General features: G+C 72.6%; 13 protein-coding genes. 6 read left to right on the top strand and 7 right to left on the bottom strand.

All coding sequences use genetic code 11. From position 1 onward, the window contains the following. The first annotated feature begins 210 nt into the window (after nt 1-210). The 5 genes from ABD747_RS09245 (at nt 211) to ABD747_RS09225 (ending at nt 6,185) form a co-directional block, all read left to right on the top strand. Entirely contained in the window at nt 211-1,743 is a 1,533-nt protein-coding gene (locus ABD747_RS09245; protein WP_344803673.1) for an APC family permease, read from the top strand. Further along, on the top strand, nt 1,740-3,350 hold the full coding sequence (locus tag ABD747_RS09240; protein ID WP_344803671.1) for an amidohydrolase: 1,611 nt from the start codon (nt 1,740-1,742) through the stop codon (nt 3,348-3,350). The genes ABD747_RS09245 and ABD747_RS09240 overlap by 4 nt, the downstream gene beginning before the upstream one ends. After that, the gene (locus ABD747_RS09235; protein ID WP_344803669.1) at nt 3,350-3,964 is read left to right on the top strand and encodes a TetR/AcrR family transcriptional regulator; all 615 of its coding nucleotides are present in this window, start codon (nt 3,350-3,352) and stop codon (nt 3,962-3,964) included. The genes ABD747_RS09240 and ABD747_RS09235 overlap by 1 nt, the downstream gene beginning before the upstream one ends. A gap of 173 nt (nt 3,965-4,137) precedes the next feature. Beyond that, on the top strand, nt 4,138-5,157 hold the full coding sequence (locus ABD747_RS09230) for a hypothetical protein (protein WP_344803667.1): 1,020 nt from the start codon (nt 4,138-4,140) through the stop codon (nt 5,155-5,157). Then, complete coding sequence (locus ABD747_RS09225; protein WP_344803665.1) at nt 5,154-6,185, top strand: carbohydrate kinase family protein; 1,032 nt, start codon at nt 5,154-5,156, stop codon at nt 6,183-6,185. The genes ABD747_RS09230 and ABD747_RS09225 overlap by 4 nt, the downstream gene beginning before the upstream one ends. A 24-nt stretch (nt 6,186-6,209) precedes the next feature. Here the strand turns inward: ABD747_RS09225 and ABD747_RS09220 are convergent, their stop codons facing one another. Together ABD747_RS09220 and ABD747_RS09215 are read right to left on the bottom strand one after the other, a co-directional pair. Next, a complete protein-coding gene (locus ABD747_RS09220; RefSeq protein WP_344803663.1) occupies nt 6,210-6,860 on the bottom strand; it encodes a serine hydrolase in 651 nt (216 codons plus the stop codon). Between the two features lie 289 nt (nt 6,861-7,149). Then, on the bottom strand, nt 7,150-7,617 hold the full coding sequence (locus ABD747_RS09215; protein ID WP_344803661.1) for an NUDIX domain-containing protein: 468 nt from the start codon (nt 7,615-7,617) through the stop codon (nt 7,150-7,152). A 206-nt stretch (nt 7,618-7,823) separates the two neighbouring features. Here ABD747_RS09215 and ABD747_RS09210 point away from each other — a divergent pair, with 206 nt between their 5' ends. After that, entirely contained in the window at nt 7,824-8,720 is an 897-nt protein-coding gene (locus tag ABD747_RS09210; protein WP_344803659.1) for an aminoglycoside phosphotransferase family protein, read from the top strand. Nucleotides 8,721-8,745: 25 nt separating this feature from the next. On the opposite strand, the gene ABD747_RS09205 is transcribed toward ABD747_RS09210, so the two are convergent. From ABD747_RS09205 to ABD747_RS09185, 5 genes are read right to left on the bottom strand one after another with little or no spacing between them, the layout of a single operon-like run. Beyond that, nucleotides 8,746-9,000, bottom strand: coding sequence for an anti-sigma factor family protein (locus ABD747_RS09205; RefSeq protein WP_344803657.1), 255 nt, complete (start codon nt 8,998-9,000; stop codon nt 8,746-8,748). Next, nucleotides 8,997-9,629 carry an RNA polymerase sigma factor gene (locus ABD747_RS09200; protein ID WP_344803655.1) on the bottom strand — a complete coding sequence of 211 codons (633 nt, stop codon included), beginning with the start codon at nt 9,627-9,629 and terminating at the stop codon, nt 8,997-8,999. Before ABD747_RS09200 ends, ABD747_RS09205 begins: the two co-directional genes overlap by 4 nt. Nucleotides 9,630-9,657: 28 nt before the next feature. Beyond that, nucleotides 9,658-10,842: a cation:proton antiporter gene (locus tag ABD747_RS09195; protein WP_344803653.1), complete on the bottom strand. Its 1,185-nt coding sequence runs from the start codon at nt 10,840-10,842 to the stop codon at nt 9,658-9,660. Between the two features lie 5 nt (nt 10,843-10,847). Further along, on the bottom strand, nt 10,848-12,779 hold the full coding sequence (locus ABD747_RS09190) for a thiamine pyrophosphate-binding protein (RefSeq protein ID WP_344803651.1): 1,932 nt from the start codon (nt 12,777-12,779) through the stop codon (nt 10,848-10,850). After that, on the bottom strand, nt 12,779-14,428 hold the full coding sequence (locus ABD747_RS09185) for a glutamate synthase-related protein (RefSeq protein WP_344803649.1): 1,650 nt from the start codon (nt 14,426-14,428) through the stop codon (nt 12,779-12,781). Before ABD747_RS09185 ends, ABD747_RS09190 begins: the two co-directional genes overlap by 1 nt. Nucleotides 14,429-14,483: the final 55 nt, after the last annotated feature.

Raw genomic sequence — 14,483 nt, 5'->3', positions numbered from 1 at the left:
CCTCCCCGTGACCCCCGGCCCACCTCGGAAACTGTGCAGCTCTCGCAGCGACACGCCGGTCGCCGTTGCAACAACCGCACAGTTTCCGGGAGGCGCGTGGGATCGGCGGGTGGGCCTTGACAGCTGCGGGATCGGTCCCGCATCATTACCGAAACCGAATCTGTTTCGGTTAATGTCGAGCCCGCCACCCCACCGAGAGAATGTGACCCGATGACCGTCGCCGCACCCGACGCGCCGCCCGGCGCCACCGAACACCTCAAGACCGACGCCCTCGGCGCGACCAGCATCGCCTTCCTGGTGATCGCCGCCGCCGCGCCGCTCACCGTGATGGCGGGCGTCGCCCCGGTGGCGATCATGATCGGCGGCATCGGCGCGCCGGTCGGCTACCTCGCCGCCGGCGCCGTGCTGGCGCTCTTCGCAGTCGGCTTCATGGCGATGACCAAGCACACCGGCGGCGCCGGAGCGTTCTACTCCTACATCACCCTCGGCCTGGGCCGGCGGCTCGGGATGGGTGCCGGCATCCTGGCCGTGGTGGCCTACAACGCCCTGCAGATCGGTGTCTACGGCCTGCTCGGGCAGCAGGTGTCCGACGCGGTCGCCACGCTGGCCGGCATCCAGCTGCCGTGGTGGCTGTTCGTCTTCGTCGCGATCGCGGGGGTCTGGGCGATCGGCCGGCGCGGCATCGACGTCGGCGCCCGGATCCTCGGCGTGCTGCTGATCGCGGAGACGGCGATCCTGGCCCTGCTTGTGGTGGCGGTGATCGTCCAGGGCGGTGCGAACGGTCTGAGCGGCGCGTCCTTCACCCCGTCCGCGGTCTTCGCCCCCGGCATGTTCGGTGTGCTGGCGTTCGCGTTCGCGGCGTTCATGGGGTTCGAGTCGACCGCGCTCTATCGGCCCGAGGCCCGTGAGCCCGGCCGGACGATCCCGCGGGCGACGTACGGCGCGGTGATCTTCATGGCCCTGTTCTATTGCCTGGTGGTCTGGGCGGTCATCCAGGCCTACGGCAACACCGCCGTGGTCGAGGCCGCGAACAACGACCCGGCCACGCTGTTCTTCGTCGCCATCCAGACCTACGTCGGCGACTGGGCCAAGGACGTGATGTACGTCCTGATCATGACCAGCGTCTTCGCCTCTCAGATCGCCTTCCACAACGCGATCAACCGCTACACCTTCACGCTGGCCCGGGACGGCCTGCTGCCGGCCAGGCTGGCGCACACCCATCCGCGCTACGGCTCCCCCTCGTTCGCCGGCGCGGTGCAGAGCGCGCTCGCGGTGATCATCGTCGGCGTTGTCGCGGTGCTCGGTCTCGACCCTTACACGGACCTGCTGCTCAAGGTGAACACGCCCGGCGTCGTCGGCATCATCACCCTGCAGGCGATCACCTCGGCCGCCGTCGTCGCCTACTTCGTCCGGCGCCGGCACACCGTGCGAGCCCGCGTCGCCGTTGTCTGCGCCCTGCTGGCCACCGTGCTCCTGACCCTCGCGGTCGTGCTGCTGGTCTCCCACATCGGCCTGCTCACCAACGCCGCCGGGATCACCAACGTGATCTTGGTCGGCATCGTCCCGGTGACCCTGCTGATCGGGATCGTCGCCGCCGGCGTGCTGAAGAACCGACGGCCCGCGGTGTACGCCGGCATCGGTGGCGTGCACCCCGAGGACGGGCACGTGCCGCCGGCCGAGCCCACCGACGAAGCGGTCGAGTCGTCGGCCGAGACCGCACCGCAGCCGGGGGCCGCACGATGAGCGCCGCCGACCTGATCGTGCAGGCCGACCGGATGCACACCATGGACCCGGCCCGGCCCAGCGCCGAGGCGGTCGCGATCAAGGACGGCGTGATCGTCGGCGTCGGAGACCGCACGTCGGCCAGGACCTGGCGCGGCGCCGGCACCGAGGTGATCGACCTGGGCGACGCCACCGTGACTCCCGGGCTGGTCGACGGCCACATCCATCCCGTCCTCGGGCTGGACCTGGCCCGCGGGGTGGAGCTCAGCCACGTCCGATCGGTGCCGCAGTTGATCTCCGAGCTGCGCGAGCGCGGCACCGGACCCGGTGGCTGGATCCTCGGCTGGGGTCTCGACCCGAACGCGTTCGGCTCGACCGCGATCACCCACGCGCCGCTGGTCGAGGCCCTCGGCGACGTACCTGCGCTGGTCGTGCTGTTCGACGCGCACTCCGCGATCGCCAGCCCGGCAGCCCTGCGGCTGGCCGGCATCACCGGCGCCCGCGCGTTCGACGGCGCGGCGGAGGTCGTCTGCGCCGACGACGGAACCCCGACCGGGCACCTGGTGGAGCTGCCGGCGTACGAGCTCGTCCGGGCCGTCGTCCCGACCGAGTCGCTGCCCGAGCGCCGGAGCCGGCTGCTCGCGCTGTTGCGGGGCATGGCCGCCACCGGCATCACCGCCGGCAACGCGATGGACTTCGACGGCGACGCCGAGCCGCTGGTCGCCGGGCTGGCCGAGGAGGCCGATCTGCCGATCCGGCTCCGGTTCGCACCGATGTGCATGCCCGGCGCCGGTCGCGCCGAGCTGGACCACCTGCTCGACCAGCAGCGACTGCGCGGCCGGCGCTGGCAGGTCGAGGGGGTCAAGTTCATGATCGACGGGACGATCGACGGCGGCACCGCCTGGCTGGAGCAGCCGGACCGGTTCGGCGAGTCGACCGCCCCGTTCTGGCCCGAACCGCGGGCGTACACCGAGGCGATCCGGCGGCTCGCCGCCGCCGGGGTGCCGACCGCAACCCACGCGATCGGGGACGCCGGGATCCGGTACGTCCTCGATGCCCTGCGGGAGCTGCCGGCGGCGCCGACCCGGGTCCCGCACCGGATCGAGCACATCGAGACGGTGCCGACTGAGCTGATCGCGCGGTTTCGCGAGCAGAACGTGACCGCGAGCATGCAGCCCACCCACTGCACCCTCTACACCAAGGCCGATCACAGCGACAACTGGTCGCACCGGCTGGGCACCGAGCGGGCGAACCGGGCGTTCCGGACCCGCGACCTGCGGGCCGCGGGCGCGCGACTGGCGCTCGGCTCCGACTGGCCGGTGGCGCCGTTCGATGCCCGCGCGGTGATCGCCGACGCCCAGCTCCGCCGCCCGCACGGGCAGCCCGAGGTCGAGCGGGTGCTGCCCGATCAGGCGCTGACCGCGCGAATGGCACTGGAGGGCTACACCACCCATGCCGCGGCCGCGGCCGGGCTGGAGTCGGTCTCCGGTCGGATCGCCGAGGGCCTCCGCGCCGATCTGAGCGCCTTCGGGCTGGACCCGCTCTCTGCGCCGCCGGACGAGTTCGCCGACTCGCCGGTGCGACTGACCGTGGTCGAGGGCTCGATCGTCCACCGGGCGGCCGCCTGATGGCACGGCCGCACCGGCCGATTCTGTCCCGGGAGCTGATCGCGGCCGCGGCGCTGGAGCTGGTCGATCGCGACGGCCGGTTCACCGTGCCCGAGCTGGCGCACAAGCTGGGGGTCAGCGTGTCCTCGCTGTATCACCACGTCGACGGCCGCGCGGACATCGTCGAGGGGATCCGTGGCCTGCTCACCCGGCCGCTGGCCGCGGCCGAGCCGGCGGCGGACTGGCAGGAGGCGGTCCGTCGCTGGGCGACCGCCTATCGAGACGGCTTCGCCGCGCACCCCGCGGCGATCCCGATGCTGGTCGGCCAGACCGTCGGCAACCCCGACACGCTCGCGCAGTACGACCGGCTGGCCGCGATCCTGGAGGACCAGGCCGGGCTGTCGGGCGACGACCTGCTGGTCGCGATCACCATGCTGGACACCCTCTGCCTCGGGGCGGCGCTCGACCTGGCGGCGCCGGCCGAGGTGTGGACCGCGGACGGCCGGGACACCGCGCTGACCCGGGCCCTGGCGGGCGCGCCCGACCCCGAGCGGGACCGCTCCCGGCGATCGTTCGAGCGACAGCTCGAGTTGATCATCGGCAGCCTGGCCCGACAGGTCGGCCCCCGGCCCTGATTCGCCCCGGCCCTGATTCGCCCCTGCCCTGATTCGCCCAGCCCTGATTTTCTCCCTCCAGTGCCGGTTCGACCGCCGATCCGGGCCCCCTAGGCTGACCGGAGGGACAGAATCAGGGAGGCTGCACGAACCACGTGCCTCCAGCACCAGACCCGAGACGACAAGGCAGGACAGTGACGACCAGCGACGCCGCCGCACCCACCCGCAGCCTCGATCGCAAGCTGGCGAGCATCCTGGCGGGGACGTACACCCCCGACGACTTCGTGATCGCCGACGCGAAGGACGGCGACATGGCCTTCGGGATCACCTCGGCCGGGCCGCTGGTCGACGACCCGTCCGGGCTCGCCGGCCCGGGTCAGTACGGCACCCGGGAGAGCTATCTCGACGCCATGCGGGCGCTGCTCGCCGCCGGAGCGGTCGACATCATGCTGACCTCGGCCGCCAACGGTGAGCGGCTGGCGATGGCTGGCTCGATCGGCGATCAGGCCACGCTGGCGGTCCGCGGCAACGACACCACCGACATCTGGAACAGCCGGTTCGCCGACTATCCGACCCACCCGTCCCGGCCGTTCCGGACCGCGAACCTGGCCGCGATCCGTCCGTTCTGCGATCTGGTCCTCTACTCGGCCACGTTCAACGCCGACCTCGACCGCGACCTCGCCACCGCGGAGGCGTACGCCCGGTTCCGCGGCGACGCGGCAGCGGCCGGCATCCGCCACTTCCTGGAGGTGTTCAACCCGAACGCGGCGCAGCGCTTGGCCCCCGAGCACGTCGGTGCGTTCGTCAACGACAGCATCGTGCGGACGCTCGCGGGCGTCACCGCGGCCGAGCGTCCGCTCTTTCTCAAGGTCGCCTACAACGGCAGTGCCGCGCTCACGGAGCTGACCGAGCACGACCCGTCGCTCGTGGTCGGGATCCTCGGCGGCTCGAGCGGCACGGTCCGCGACACGTTCGAGCTGCTGCACCGGGCCGAGGCGAGCGGTGCCCGGATCGCCCTCTTCGGCCGCAAGATCCAGCGGGCCGAGTCCCAGCTCGACCTGGTCCGGCTGATGCGACCGGTGCTGCGCGGCGAGCTGTCGCCGGCCGACGGGGTCAAGGCCTACCACGAGGCGCTCGACCGGGCCGGCAGGACGCCGAAGCGGAGCCTGACCGAGGACCTGCAGGTGACCGAACCCGCGCTGCTGACCGAATGAGCCACCGCAGCCCCGACCGCGCCGGGGTGCTCTGCGCCGGCTCGGTGATGGTGGACGTGTCGAAGGTGATCGACAGCTATCCCGCGCGTGATCACGTGGCCCGGATCGAGAGCGTCTCGATCAGCTCGGGTGGCCCAGGTCTCAACCTGGCGGTCGATCTGCGCCGGCTGGGCGCCGAGTTTCCGGTCGCCCTGGCCGGCGTGATCGGCGATGACGAGCACGGCGACCTGGTGGTCGAGGAGTGTCGGCGGCTGGGGATCGACGTCGCTCGGCTGACCCGGGTCCCCGGCGGCCGGACCGCCTTCACCGACGTGATGGTGGAGAAGATCGGTGGCCGCCGGACGTTCTTCCACCACGCCGGCGTGAACGACGCGATGGACCTGTCGACGCTGGACCTTTCGGCGACGACCGAGCGGATCTTCCACGTGGGCGCACCCGGCCTGCACGAGACGATGGATGCGCCGCTGCCGGACGGTGGCAACCGGTGGGCGCGGCTGCTCGACGCGGCCCGCTCGGCCGGTCTGCAGACCAACCTCGAGCTGGTGTCCCTGCAGGCGGATCGGTTGCGCGAGGTGGCTCTGTCCTGCCTTCCCCGGCTGGACAGCATCGTGATCAACGAGGTCGAGGCCGCGGCGATGACGGGGGCCGAGATCCCGGCCGGCGACGACGTGGACTGGCCGGCGATGGAAGATCTCGCGCGGAAGCTGCTGGCCCTCGGCGTACGCCGGGTCGCCGTCATCCACTTCCCCGCCGGTGGGGTCGCCGTGACCGCCGACGGCCGGTCCTGGCGGCACGGCTCGGTCCGGCTGGCGCCGGAGCAGGTGGTCAGCACGCTCGGCGCCGGCGACGCGTTCGCGTCCGGGGTGATCCTCGGCCTGCACGAGGGCTGGCCGATGGAGCGGGTGCTTCGCTTGGCCGTGTCCGCGGCAGCAGCGTGCGTGCAGAGCTTGGGTACGTCCGACGGCATCCGTTCGGCCGAGACGTGTCTCGCCGCCGCCGAGGCAGCGGGATTCCGGCCGGTTCCCTGAACCCCGGTTCCCGAGTCCGGTCGCTCAGCGAGAGCGCTCGAACGCGAGCCGCTCGGCGAGCAACGCGGCCAACCGGTCCATCGCCTGTACGTGAGCGGAGTCGCCGTCGGTCTGCCGGCGGGCGGGGCCGGCGGTGGTGATGATCGCGACGGCGTAGCCGTCGACGAGCCCCAGCTGCCGAGTCGCGGTGTCCGCCCGCAGCCAACCGCCCTTGTACGCACTCGCGCCGATCCGGCCCAGGCCCCAGGCGTGCGCCGGGATCGGCCGCATCGCCTTGCGCAGAAAGGAACTCGCGGCGCGGGAGACGACTCGGCCGTGCGCCATCGCGGCCATGAACCGGACCTGCTCGAGAATGCTCCAGCGCATCAGTCCCTGGTACGTGTCGGGCGGGCTGGTCGTCCTGTCGCCGATCGCCCGCAGCACTCGGGTCATCGCCGGTCCCGGCCGGCCCGGGATCTGGTCGCGCAGTGCGTTCACCGCCTCGCCGTCTGAGGCGGTCAGCGCCTTCGTGATCAGCTGCCGGTTCCGCGCGGTGATGGCGTCCGGATCGCCGCCGGCGACGCCGTCCAGGAACGCGGCCACGATCAGCACCTTGGAGGTCGACCAGGCCTGGGTCGCGCCGACCCGGCCCTCGACCGTGATCTCGTCCGGCTCAGTCAGCGCCGCGAACGCCATCGCCCGGCGGCGGTCGCCGGCCAGGCTCAGTCGCGCCGGCGTTACACGCGGCCGTGCACGTGGCGTGGCCGTCGTCGGGCCGACTCCGGCCGAAGCCGACGTAGGCATGGCCGGTCCGGGCTCCGGCGAAGCCGACGATTCGGCGGGAGCCTGTTCGTCGGCGACGGTCGCGCCCGGCGAACCCGGCGCCGCGCGATCTCTCGGCGCTGGGCGATCTCTCGACGTTGGGCCGCAACCGGCCGCGACCGCTCCCGCCGCGGTCAGCAGCACCGCGCGCCGGCTCAGCCGGTCAGCGCGACTCATCGGGCCAGTTCCACAGCCTGAGCCGGTCCTGCCCGCCGGCGGCGATCGTCCCGATCGCCTCCGCCATGAACCCGACGGTGTCCGCGGGCAGCTCCCCGACCGGCGCCCAGACCAGCTCGACGGCCTTGTCCGGCTCGCCGATCCGCGGCTCGCCGGCCCACCGGTCCACGGTGAAGTACAGGTCGACGTAGGTATCGTCGCCCGGCCGTTCCGGCCCGGCGTGACCGGTCAGCGCCAACCTGCAGTCCCGCGGACGTACGTCCACCCCGAGCTCCTCGGCCAGCTCCCGGACGATCGCGGCCAGCGCGCTCTCGCCGGCGTCCACGTGCCCGGCCGGCAGCGCGAGCTCCCCGTCGTGGAAGCCGGAGCCCGCCCGGCGCAGCAGCAGCACCCGGTCGCCGCGACGCAGCAGCCCGTAGACCGCGACCGCCGCCTTGAACCGTTCGCCCGCCACCGCAGCAGCGTAGTGCTGCGGCTGCCGGGTGGTCAGACGCTCAGCGCCACCGAGCCGGTATCGCTTCCTCCTCGGCCGCGCGGGCACGCATCCGTTCGCGGACTGTGTGTCGCGGTGTCACGCTGTGCGCCGCCCGATCACCCGGCGAGCGGGCCCGATCGCCGACCGTGGTAGCAATCACCGAGGCGTGTGCGAGAGTCGATGCGATGCGACTGCACGACGACGAGGTGCCGATCGACCTCGAACTGGTCCGGCGGCTGCTGCGGGGCCAGGCCCCCGACCTGGCCGGGCGCGACCTCCGGCCCGCGCCGGCCCAGGGCACCGACAATCTGATGTTCATCCTCGGCGGCGACCTGGTGGTCCGGCTCCCGCGCAAGGCCGCGGCCGTGGACGGGCTGCTGGTCGAGCGCCGCTGGCTGGCCACGCTGGCTCCGAGACTGCCGCTCGGCGTGCCGCTGCCGGTCGTCGACGGCGAGCCGACCTCGGACTACCCGTTCCCCTGGGCGGTCTGCCGCTGGCTGCCCGGTGCCCCGGTGGCGCCGGGCGGGCTGCGAACCGAGGACGTACCGCGGCTGGCGGAGTTCGTCCGGGCGCTGCGCGCGGCCGACCCGACCGGCGGCCCACCGGTCCCGCCGGGTCGGCGGGCCGGCCCGCTCAGCGCGTACGACGCCGTCTTCGAGCGAGCGCTCGGCCCGGCCGCGCGAGTGGACCCGGGCCTGGTCGACCAGCGCCGAGCCCGCGCCGTCTGGCACGCGGCACGGGACGCGCCCGCATGGTCGGCGCCCGGCGTCTGGGTGCACCGGGACCTGTACGGCGGCAACCTGCTCACCGCCGGCGGCCGGCTCAGCGGTGTGATCGACTTCGGCGGCCTGGCCGTCGGGGATCCGGCCGGCGACGTCATGGCGGCCTTCCATGTCGTCACTTCCGAGGATCGGGGCGCCTTCCGGGCGTTGCTCGCCGTGGATGACGACACCTGGGCGCGCGGCCGGGCTTGGGCGCTGGCGCAGGGCCTGGAGGCGCTGCCCTACTACCTGGACACCCACCCCGGGATGGTCGCCATGGCCCGCCAGGCCGTCGCCGCCACGCTGGCCGACCAGGGCTGAGCGCCGGCGGACCGTCTCGGCCGGGTCAGCTCCCGGAGCGGCGCCCGAGTCCCCGGAAGGCGTTGCGCAGCTCTGTCCAGGCGTCGTCGGAGAGAGTCTCGTCCGAGACCGTGCCCAGCGCCTCCGACGTCGCCCGGATCTGCTCGACGTAACGCCCGCACTTCCCGCATGCGGCGAGGTGCTCCTCGAACAGCCGGGTCTTCTCCGCCGGGAGCGCTCCCTCGAAATAGTCCGTGACCAGCTCCACGATCTCGGCGCAGGGGACGTCGACACCGTTCATGCCGTGCTCCCTTCCGCCGTGTAATAGTCGGCCAGTCGTTCCCGCAGCATCGCCCGCGCCCGGTGCACGAGCACGCGGACATTACCCGTCGTGGTGCCCAACAACTCGGCGACCTCATCGGTCGGCACTTCGTGGATGTCGCGCAGCGCGATCACGTGGGCGTAGCGGTCGGGCAAGGCTTGGATCGCCGCTGCGAGCGTCCGGCGGGCCTCCTCGCTCAGCGCGTGACTCTCCGGTCCCCAGTCGGCCGGTTCGGCGCCGGGCTTCCAGTGCCCCGGATAGGGGTCCTCCGGCCCCCGGAATCGGCCCGGGTCGACCGTCGGCCCGTCGGTCGGCGCACCGATCGGGACGCTGCGGCCCTCGCGTGCACCCGAACGTCGCGCCACGTTGGCACAGATCCGCAGCACCCAGGTCTTCAGCGCGGCCCGGCCCTCGAAGCCGGCGAGATGTGTCACGACCGCCAGCCAGGTCTCCTGGACGACTTCCTCGGCGACCGCACCGGATCCGACGTGATAACGAGCGACCCGCAGCATGGCCGGGGACCAGGCCCGGACGACGGTGGCGAAGGTCTGCTCGTCCCCGGCCAGCAGCCCGGCGAGCAGTGCCTCGTCGGCAGGCAGAGCGGCCACAGCGGCACCATAGCGAAGCCGTACGTCCTCATGGGACGCCCGCCGCGAATGACCGGCGGCCGAGACCGACGGCGACCGTCGGCAGCACGACCACCGACAACACGCCGGTCAGCGCGAGCGCGCCGGCCTGGGCATGGTCCAGGAACTGGCTCGACTCCCCGATCTCGGCGGCGACGAGCAGGAACGGCAGCGACGTCGCGAGCAGCAGCCCGGCGGTGAGGACGTCACGCGCGGGCAGAACCGGGCGGTAGGCCAGCGCGGCGGTGCCACGGACTGCCAGCAGGAGGATCAACAGAACCGGCACGACCAGCACGGCACGCGGATCCGCGAGAACCGGTCTCAGATCGAGGCGCAGCCCGCTGGTGACGAAGAACACCGGGATCAACAGACCGAAGCCGAGCGCGTCGAGCTTGATCAGGAAGCCCGGGTGAGTGGTCTCCGGATCGGGGTCCACCAGCCGCGCCAGGCCGCCCGCCAGGAAGGCACCAAGCACGGCTTCCAGACCGAGGGTCGAGGCGAGCAGAGCGAATCCGGCCACCGCGAGAACGGCCAGCCGGACCCTGGCCTGACCTCCGCCGTCTGCCTGGGCGAGCACCGCAGCCCGGATCCGAGGACTACGCGCGACGAACGCGAACACCCATGCCGTGAGCGCACCGAGCGCGAGGATCACCCCGAGCAGCGCCAGCGAGGCCAGCGGTGTCCGGGCCGCGCCGAAGCCGACCGAGATCGCCACGATCGCCGCGATCTCCCCGAGCGCCGCTCCCGCCAGGGTCAGCCGGCCGACCCGGTGCGTCGCCAGACCGGAGTCACGCAGCAGCGGGCCGACCAGTCCGACCGACGTCGCCAGCAGCGCACACGCCACCAGGCCGGCGGCGCGCAGATCCCAACCGATCAGCCAGAGCACACCCGTGGCGATCGGCGCGAGGACGAGGGAGATGACGAGCCCCGTTCGAGCCGGTCGCTCACCCGGGCCCACCAGCCCGCGGACGTCCAGCTCGTAGCCGGCGAGGAACAGCACGAACGACATCCCCAGCACCGAAACTGCCGACAGCAGGGGGTCCACCGGAACGAGACCGAACACGGTCGGACCGAGCATCAGCCCGCAGAGCAACTCGAGCAGCGGTCCCGGCAGGGGCAGCCGGGGCAGCAGTCCACGGACCAGACTGACCCCCGCCGCGACGGCGAGGACGATCACCAAGCCGGTCGACGTCATGATCGCTACACCAGCTCGGCATCCTGCACGACGTGCAGCAGGTACGGCCCCTCGGCCGCCAGCATGCGTGCCATCGCCGGCTCGATCTCGCCGCGGGTGCGGACCGTCTCACCACCCGCACCGCACAGCCGGGCGTACGCGGCGAAGTCCGGGTTCACCAGACTCACCTGCCACTCCGGGAACTGCCCGGCGCGCTGCTCCTTGCCGATCTTGCCGAGCGAGCCGTTGTCGAACAGCACATGCTTGATCGGCATCCGGTACTTCACCGCGGTGGTCAGCTCGGCCAGGTACTGACCGAAGCCGCCGTCGCCGGTGACCGCGATCACCGGCCGGCTCGGATCGGCCGCCCACGCGCCCATCGCGGCCGGGAAGCCGAAGCCGATCGAACCGAGATAGCCCGACATCAGCACCGGCTGCCCCTTGGACTCGAGATAGCGACCGAAGGAGTACGCGTGGTTGCCGACGTCGACGGTGAACACCGCGTCCGCCGGGGCGAGCCGGGACAGCACGTCGAACACGGCAGCGGCCGGCAGCCCGCGACCACGGTCGTCGGCGGCCCGGCGCTCCTTCTCGGCCCGCCACAGCGCGCGGCGGGCCGCGACGTCGGAGCGCTGGTCGACCGCCGCCGGGTCCGCGCCGATGGCGGCATCGAGGGCCGTCAGCCCGAGTCCGGCGTCGCCGAGTACGCCGACGGCGACCGGGGTGAACCGGCCGATCGCCGCGGGATCGTCGTCGATCGCGATCAAGGTCTTGTAGCTCGCGATTCCGGTGTGGTTGGAGAACGAGGCGCCGACCACGATCACCAGATCCGACTCGTTCATCAACCAGGACGCGACCGGCGTCCCGCTGCGGCCGAGCACTCCGGCCGCGAGCTCATGATCATCGGGGATCAGCCCCTTGGCCTTGAACGTGGTCAGCACCGGCGCGCCGAGGCGTTCGGCCAGCGCGGTCAGCGGTCCGACCGCGGCCCGGGCGCCGTGACCCGCGACGATGATCGGACGTCGCGCGCCGCGGACCAGCACCGCCGCGTCGGCGACCGAGTCCGGCGACGGCTGCGTGCGCCGGTTCGCGAGCCGGCCGTCCGGCCTGCCGGGCTCGGCGTCGCTCGGCTGCACCTGCACCTCGTCGGGCAGCACCAGGTGGGCGACGCCGCGCCCGTCGAGTGCATGCTTCACCGCAGCGGAGATGAGTTCGCCGTGATCACTCGCGGCATGCAGGGTTGCCGTGGACACGGACACGTCGCGGAAGGCAGCGTTGAGATCGAGGTCCTGGAAGGCGCCGCGGCCCAGGGCGGAGCTCGGCACCTGGCCGGACAGCGCGATCACCGGCGCACCGTCGACCTTGGCGTCGTAGAGCCCGGTCAGCAGGTTCGTCGATCCGGGTCCGGCGATCGCGAGGCAGGCCGCGGGGCGACCGGTCAGCTTCCCGTATGCGCTGGCCGCGAAGGCGGCGGCGCCCTCGTGCCGGATCCCGACGTAGCTCAGCTCCCCCCGTTCCTCCGCCCGCCGCATGGCCTCGGCGACGCCGAGGTTGGAGTGGCCGACCATGCCGAAGACCCGGTCCACTCCCCAATTGATCAAGGTCTCCACCACGACGTCGCCGACCGTGCGCACGTGAGCCGGCAGATCGGGCAGCGCGACCCAGGTTCCGTCCGCTCGCTCCTCGGTGGGGAAGGCGGCCGGGGCGTCGGAGAACCCCTCCGGCGGTGTCCCGGTCAGCGGGTCGTAGTCGTACCCGTGCCAGGGACAGCGCAGCCAGCCGTTCTCGATCGATCCCTCACCGAGCGGGCCGCCCTGGTGCGGGCAACGGTTTTCCAGCGCGCCCAGCCGCCCACCGCAGCGGGCCAGCGCCACCGACCGGCCGTCCACTACCGCGGTCCGCACCCTGCCCTCACCCGGTACGTCGGTGGTGGCCACCCGGTGCCAGCTCGTCGACATCACGCCCTCCCCACACCGGCGTAGGAGACCCCGACGAGGTCGGCCACGTCGCGCCGCCACGAGGTGAGGTCGTCGGCGCGGAAGTCCGACAGGCTCGCGTGGCCGCAGGCCCGGGCTAGCACCGTCATCAGCTCGACACTGCTCTGCAGATACCGCTGCAGCTGGTCGGCGGCTCGCTCGACCGGGAGCCGGGCTCTCAGGTGAGGCTTCTGGGTGGCGATCCCGACCGGACAGTTGTCCGTATGGCACGCCCGCATGCCCACACAGCCGATGGCCTGCAGCGCGGAGTTGGACACCGCGACCGCATCGGCACCGAGCGCCATCGCCTTGATCACGTCCGCGGGGCGGCGGATGCCTCCGGTCGCGACCAGGGTCACCGACCGGCCCACACCATGATCATCCATCCAGCGCCGGGCCCGGGCGAGGCCGGCCATCAGCGGCACGCTGATGTTGTCGCGCAAGATCAACGGTGCCGCGCCGGTGCCGCCGCCCCGACCGTCCAAGATCACGTAATCGACGCCGAGGTCCAGCGCGACCGCGAGGTCCGCCTCCACGTGTTGGGCCGACATCTTCACCCCGACAGGGATTCCACCGGTTCTCGCGCGAACCAGGTCGATCACGCCGAGCGCGTCCCGGGCCGACGACCACTCCGGGAACCGGGCCGGACTGATCGCCGGCTGCCCCTCGGCCAGCCCCCGGACCTCCGCGATCCGGCCGACGACCTTGCTGCCGGGCAGATGCCCGCCGGTGCCGGTCTTCGCCCCCTGGCCGAGCTTCAGGTGCACGGCCTGCACGCTCGGCAGCACGTCCTCGCTGAAGCCGAACCGGGCCGAGGCGATCTCGTACAGATAGCGGGAGCACTCCGCGTGCTCCTCGGGCAGGATGCCCCCTTCGCCGGAGCAGATCGCTGTGCCCGCGCGCTCCGCGCCGCGGGCCAGGGCCGTCTTGGCCTCCTGGGACAGCGCGCCGAAGCTCATGTCGCTGACGAAGACCGGGATGTCCAGCCGCAGCGGCCGGGCCGCGTTCGGCCCGATGATCACCTCGGTTGCCACCGGCTCGTCGTCCAGCAACGGCAGCCGGGCCAGCTGTGCGGCCAGCAGCTGCAGGTCGTCCCACTTCGGCAGCTCGGTGCGCGGCACTCCCATCGCGGCGACCGGGCCGTGGTGGCCGGTGCGGGTCAGACCGTTTCGGGCCAGGTCGTGGATCTCGCCGACGAACGGTTCCTCGTCGGTGGCCTGGTGCGGATCGGCGTAGAGCCGGTCGTACACCTCCGTCGGACCGGCCAGCGCACGCTCCCGGACGAACGTGGCCAGCTCGACCGGGTCCAGCTCGATCCCGCCGTCGGCGGTGATCGTGTGCCGGAACTTGTGCAGCCGCTGACTCGGGTCGTACGAGCTGATCCCGGTGTCCAATCGGTAGTCCCAGCCGTGCACACCGCAGACCAGGTCGTCGCCGATCACCGAGCCGTCGGCCAGCAGCGCGCCGCGGTGCTGGCAGCGGCCCTCGAACACCGCGACGTCGTCGCCCCGGCGGACCAGCACCAGGTCGACACCGTCCAGCTGGACGCCGTGCGGCGTGTCCGTCACCAGATCGGTCAGGCCCACCTCGAGTCGGCGAGCGGTTTGCGCCGGATCCACCAGCGTCGTCATGTAACACCTCCGCGCTCGGAGCACTCTGATCGGATGTCGCGGCGGCCGGCCACCG

The sequence above is a fragment of the Microlunatus ginsengisoli genome (assembly GCF_039537205.1).
GTDB lineage: Bacteria > Actinomycetota > Actinomycetes > Propionibacteriales > Propionibacteriaceae > Microlunatus > Microlunatus ginsengisoli.
The sequence above is the reverse complement of the archived record's forward strand: the minus strand, read 5'-3'. Positions and strand labels throughout refer to the sequence as shown.

Excerpts from the sequence above, each read along its gene's own strand:
- ABD747_RS09245 (WP_344803673.1), top strand. The coding sequence starts at position 211 with ATGACCGTCGCCGCACCCGACGCGCCGCCCGGCGCCACCGAACACCTC.
- ABD747_RS09240 (WP_344803671.1), top strand. The coding sequence starts at position 1,740 with ATGAGCGCCGCCGACCTGATCGTGCAGGCCGACCGGATGCACACCATG.
- ABD747_RS09235 (WP_344803669.1), top strand. The coding sequence starts at position 3,350 with ATGGCACGGCCGCACCGGCCGATTCTGTCCCGGGAGCTGATCGCGGCC.
- ABD747_RS09225 (WP_344803665.1), top strand. The coding sequence starts at position 5,154 with ATGAGCCACCGCAGCCCCGACCGCGCCGGGGTGCTCTGCGCCGGCTCG.
- ABD747_RS09220 (WP_344803663.1), bottom strand. The coding sequence starts at position 6,860 with ATGGCGTTCGCGGCGCTGACTGAGCCGGACGAGATCACGGTCGAGGGC.
- ABD747_RS09210 (WP_344803659.1), top strand. The coding sequence starts at position 7,824 with ATGCGACTGCACGACGACGAGGTGCCGATCGACCTCGAACTGGTCCGG.
- ABD747_RS09205 (WP_344803657.1), bottom strand. The coding sequence starts at position 9,000 with ATGAACGGTGTCGACGTCCCCTGCGCCGAGATCGTGGAGCTGGTCACG.
- ABD747_RS09195 (WP_344803653.1), bottom strand. The coding sequence starts at position 10,842 with ATGACGTCGACCGGCTTGGTGATCGTCCTCGCCGTCGCGGCGGGGGTC.
- ABD747_RS09190 (WP_344803651.1), bottom strand. The coding sequence starts at position 12,779 with ATGTCGACGAGCTGGCACCGGGTGGCCACCACCGACGTACCGGGTGAG.
- ABD747_RS09185 (WP_344803649.1), bottom strand. The coding sequence starts at position 14,428 with ATGACGACGCTGGTGGATCCGGCGCAAACCGCTCGCCGACTCGAGGTG.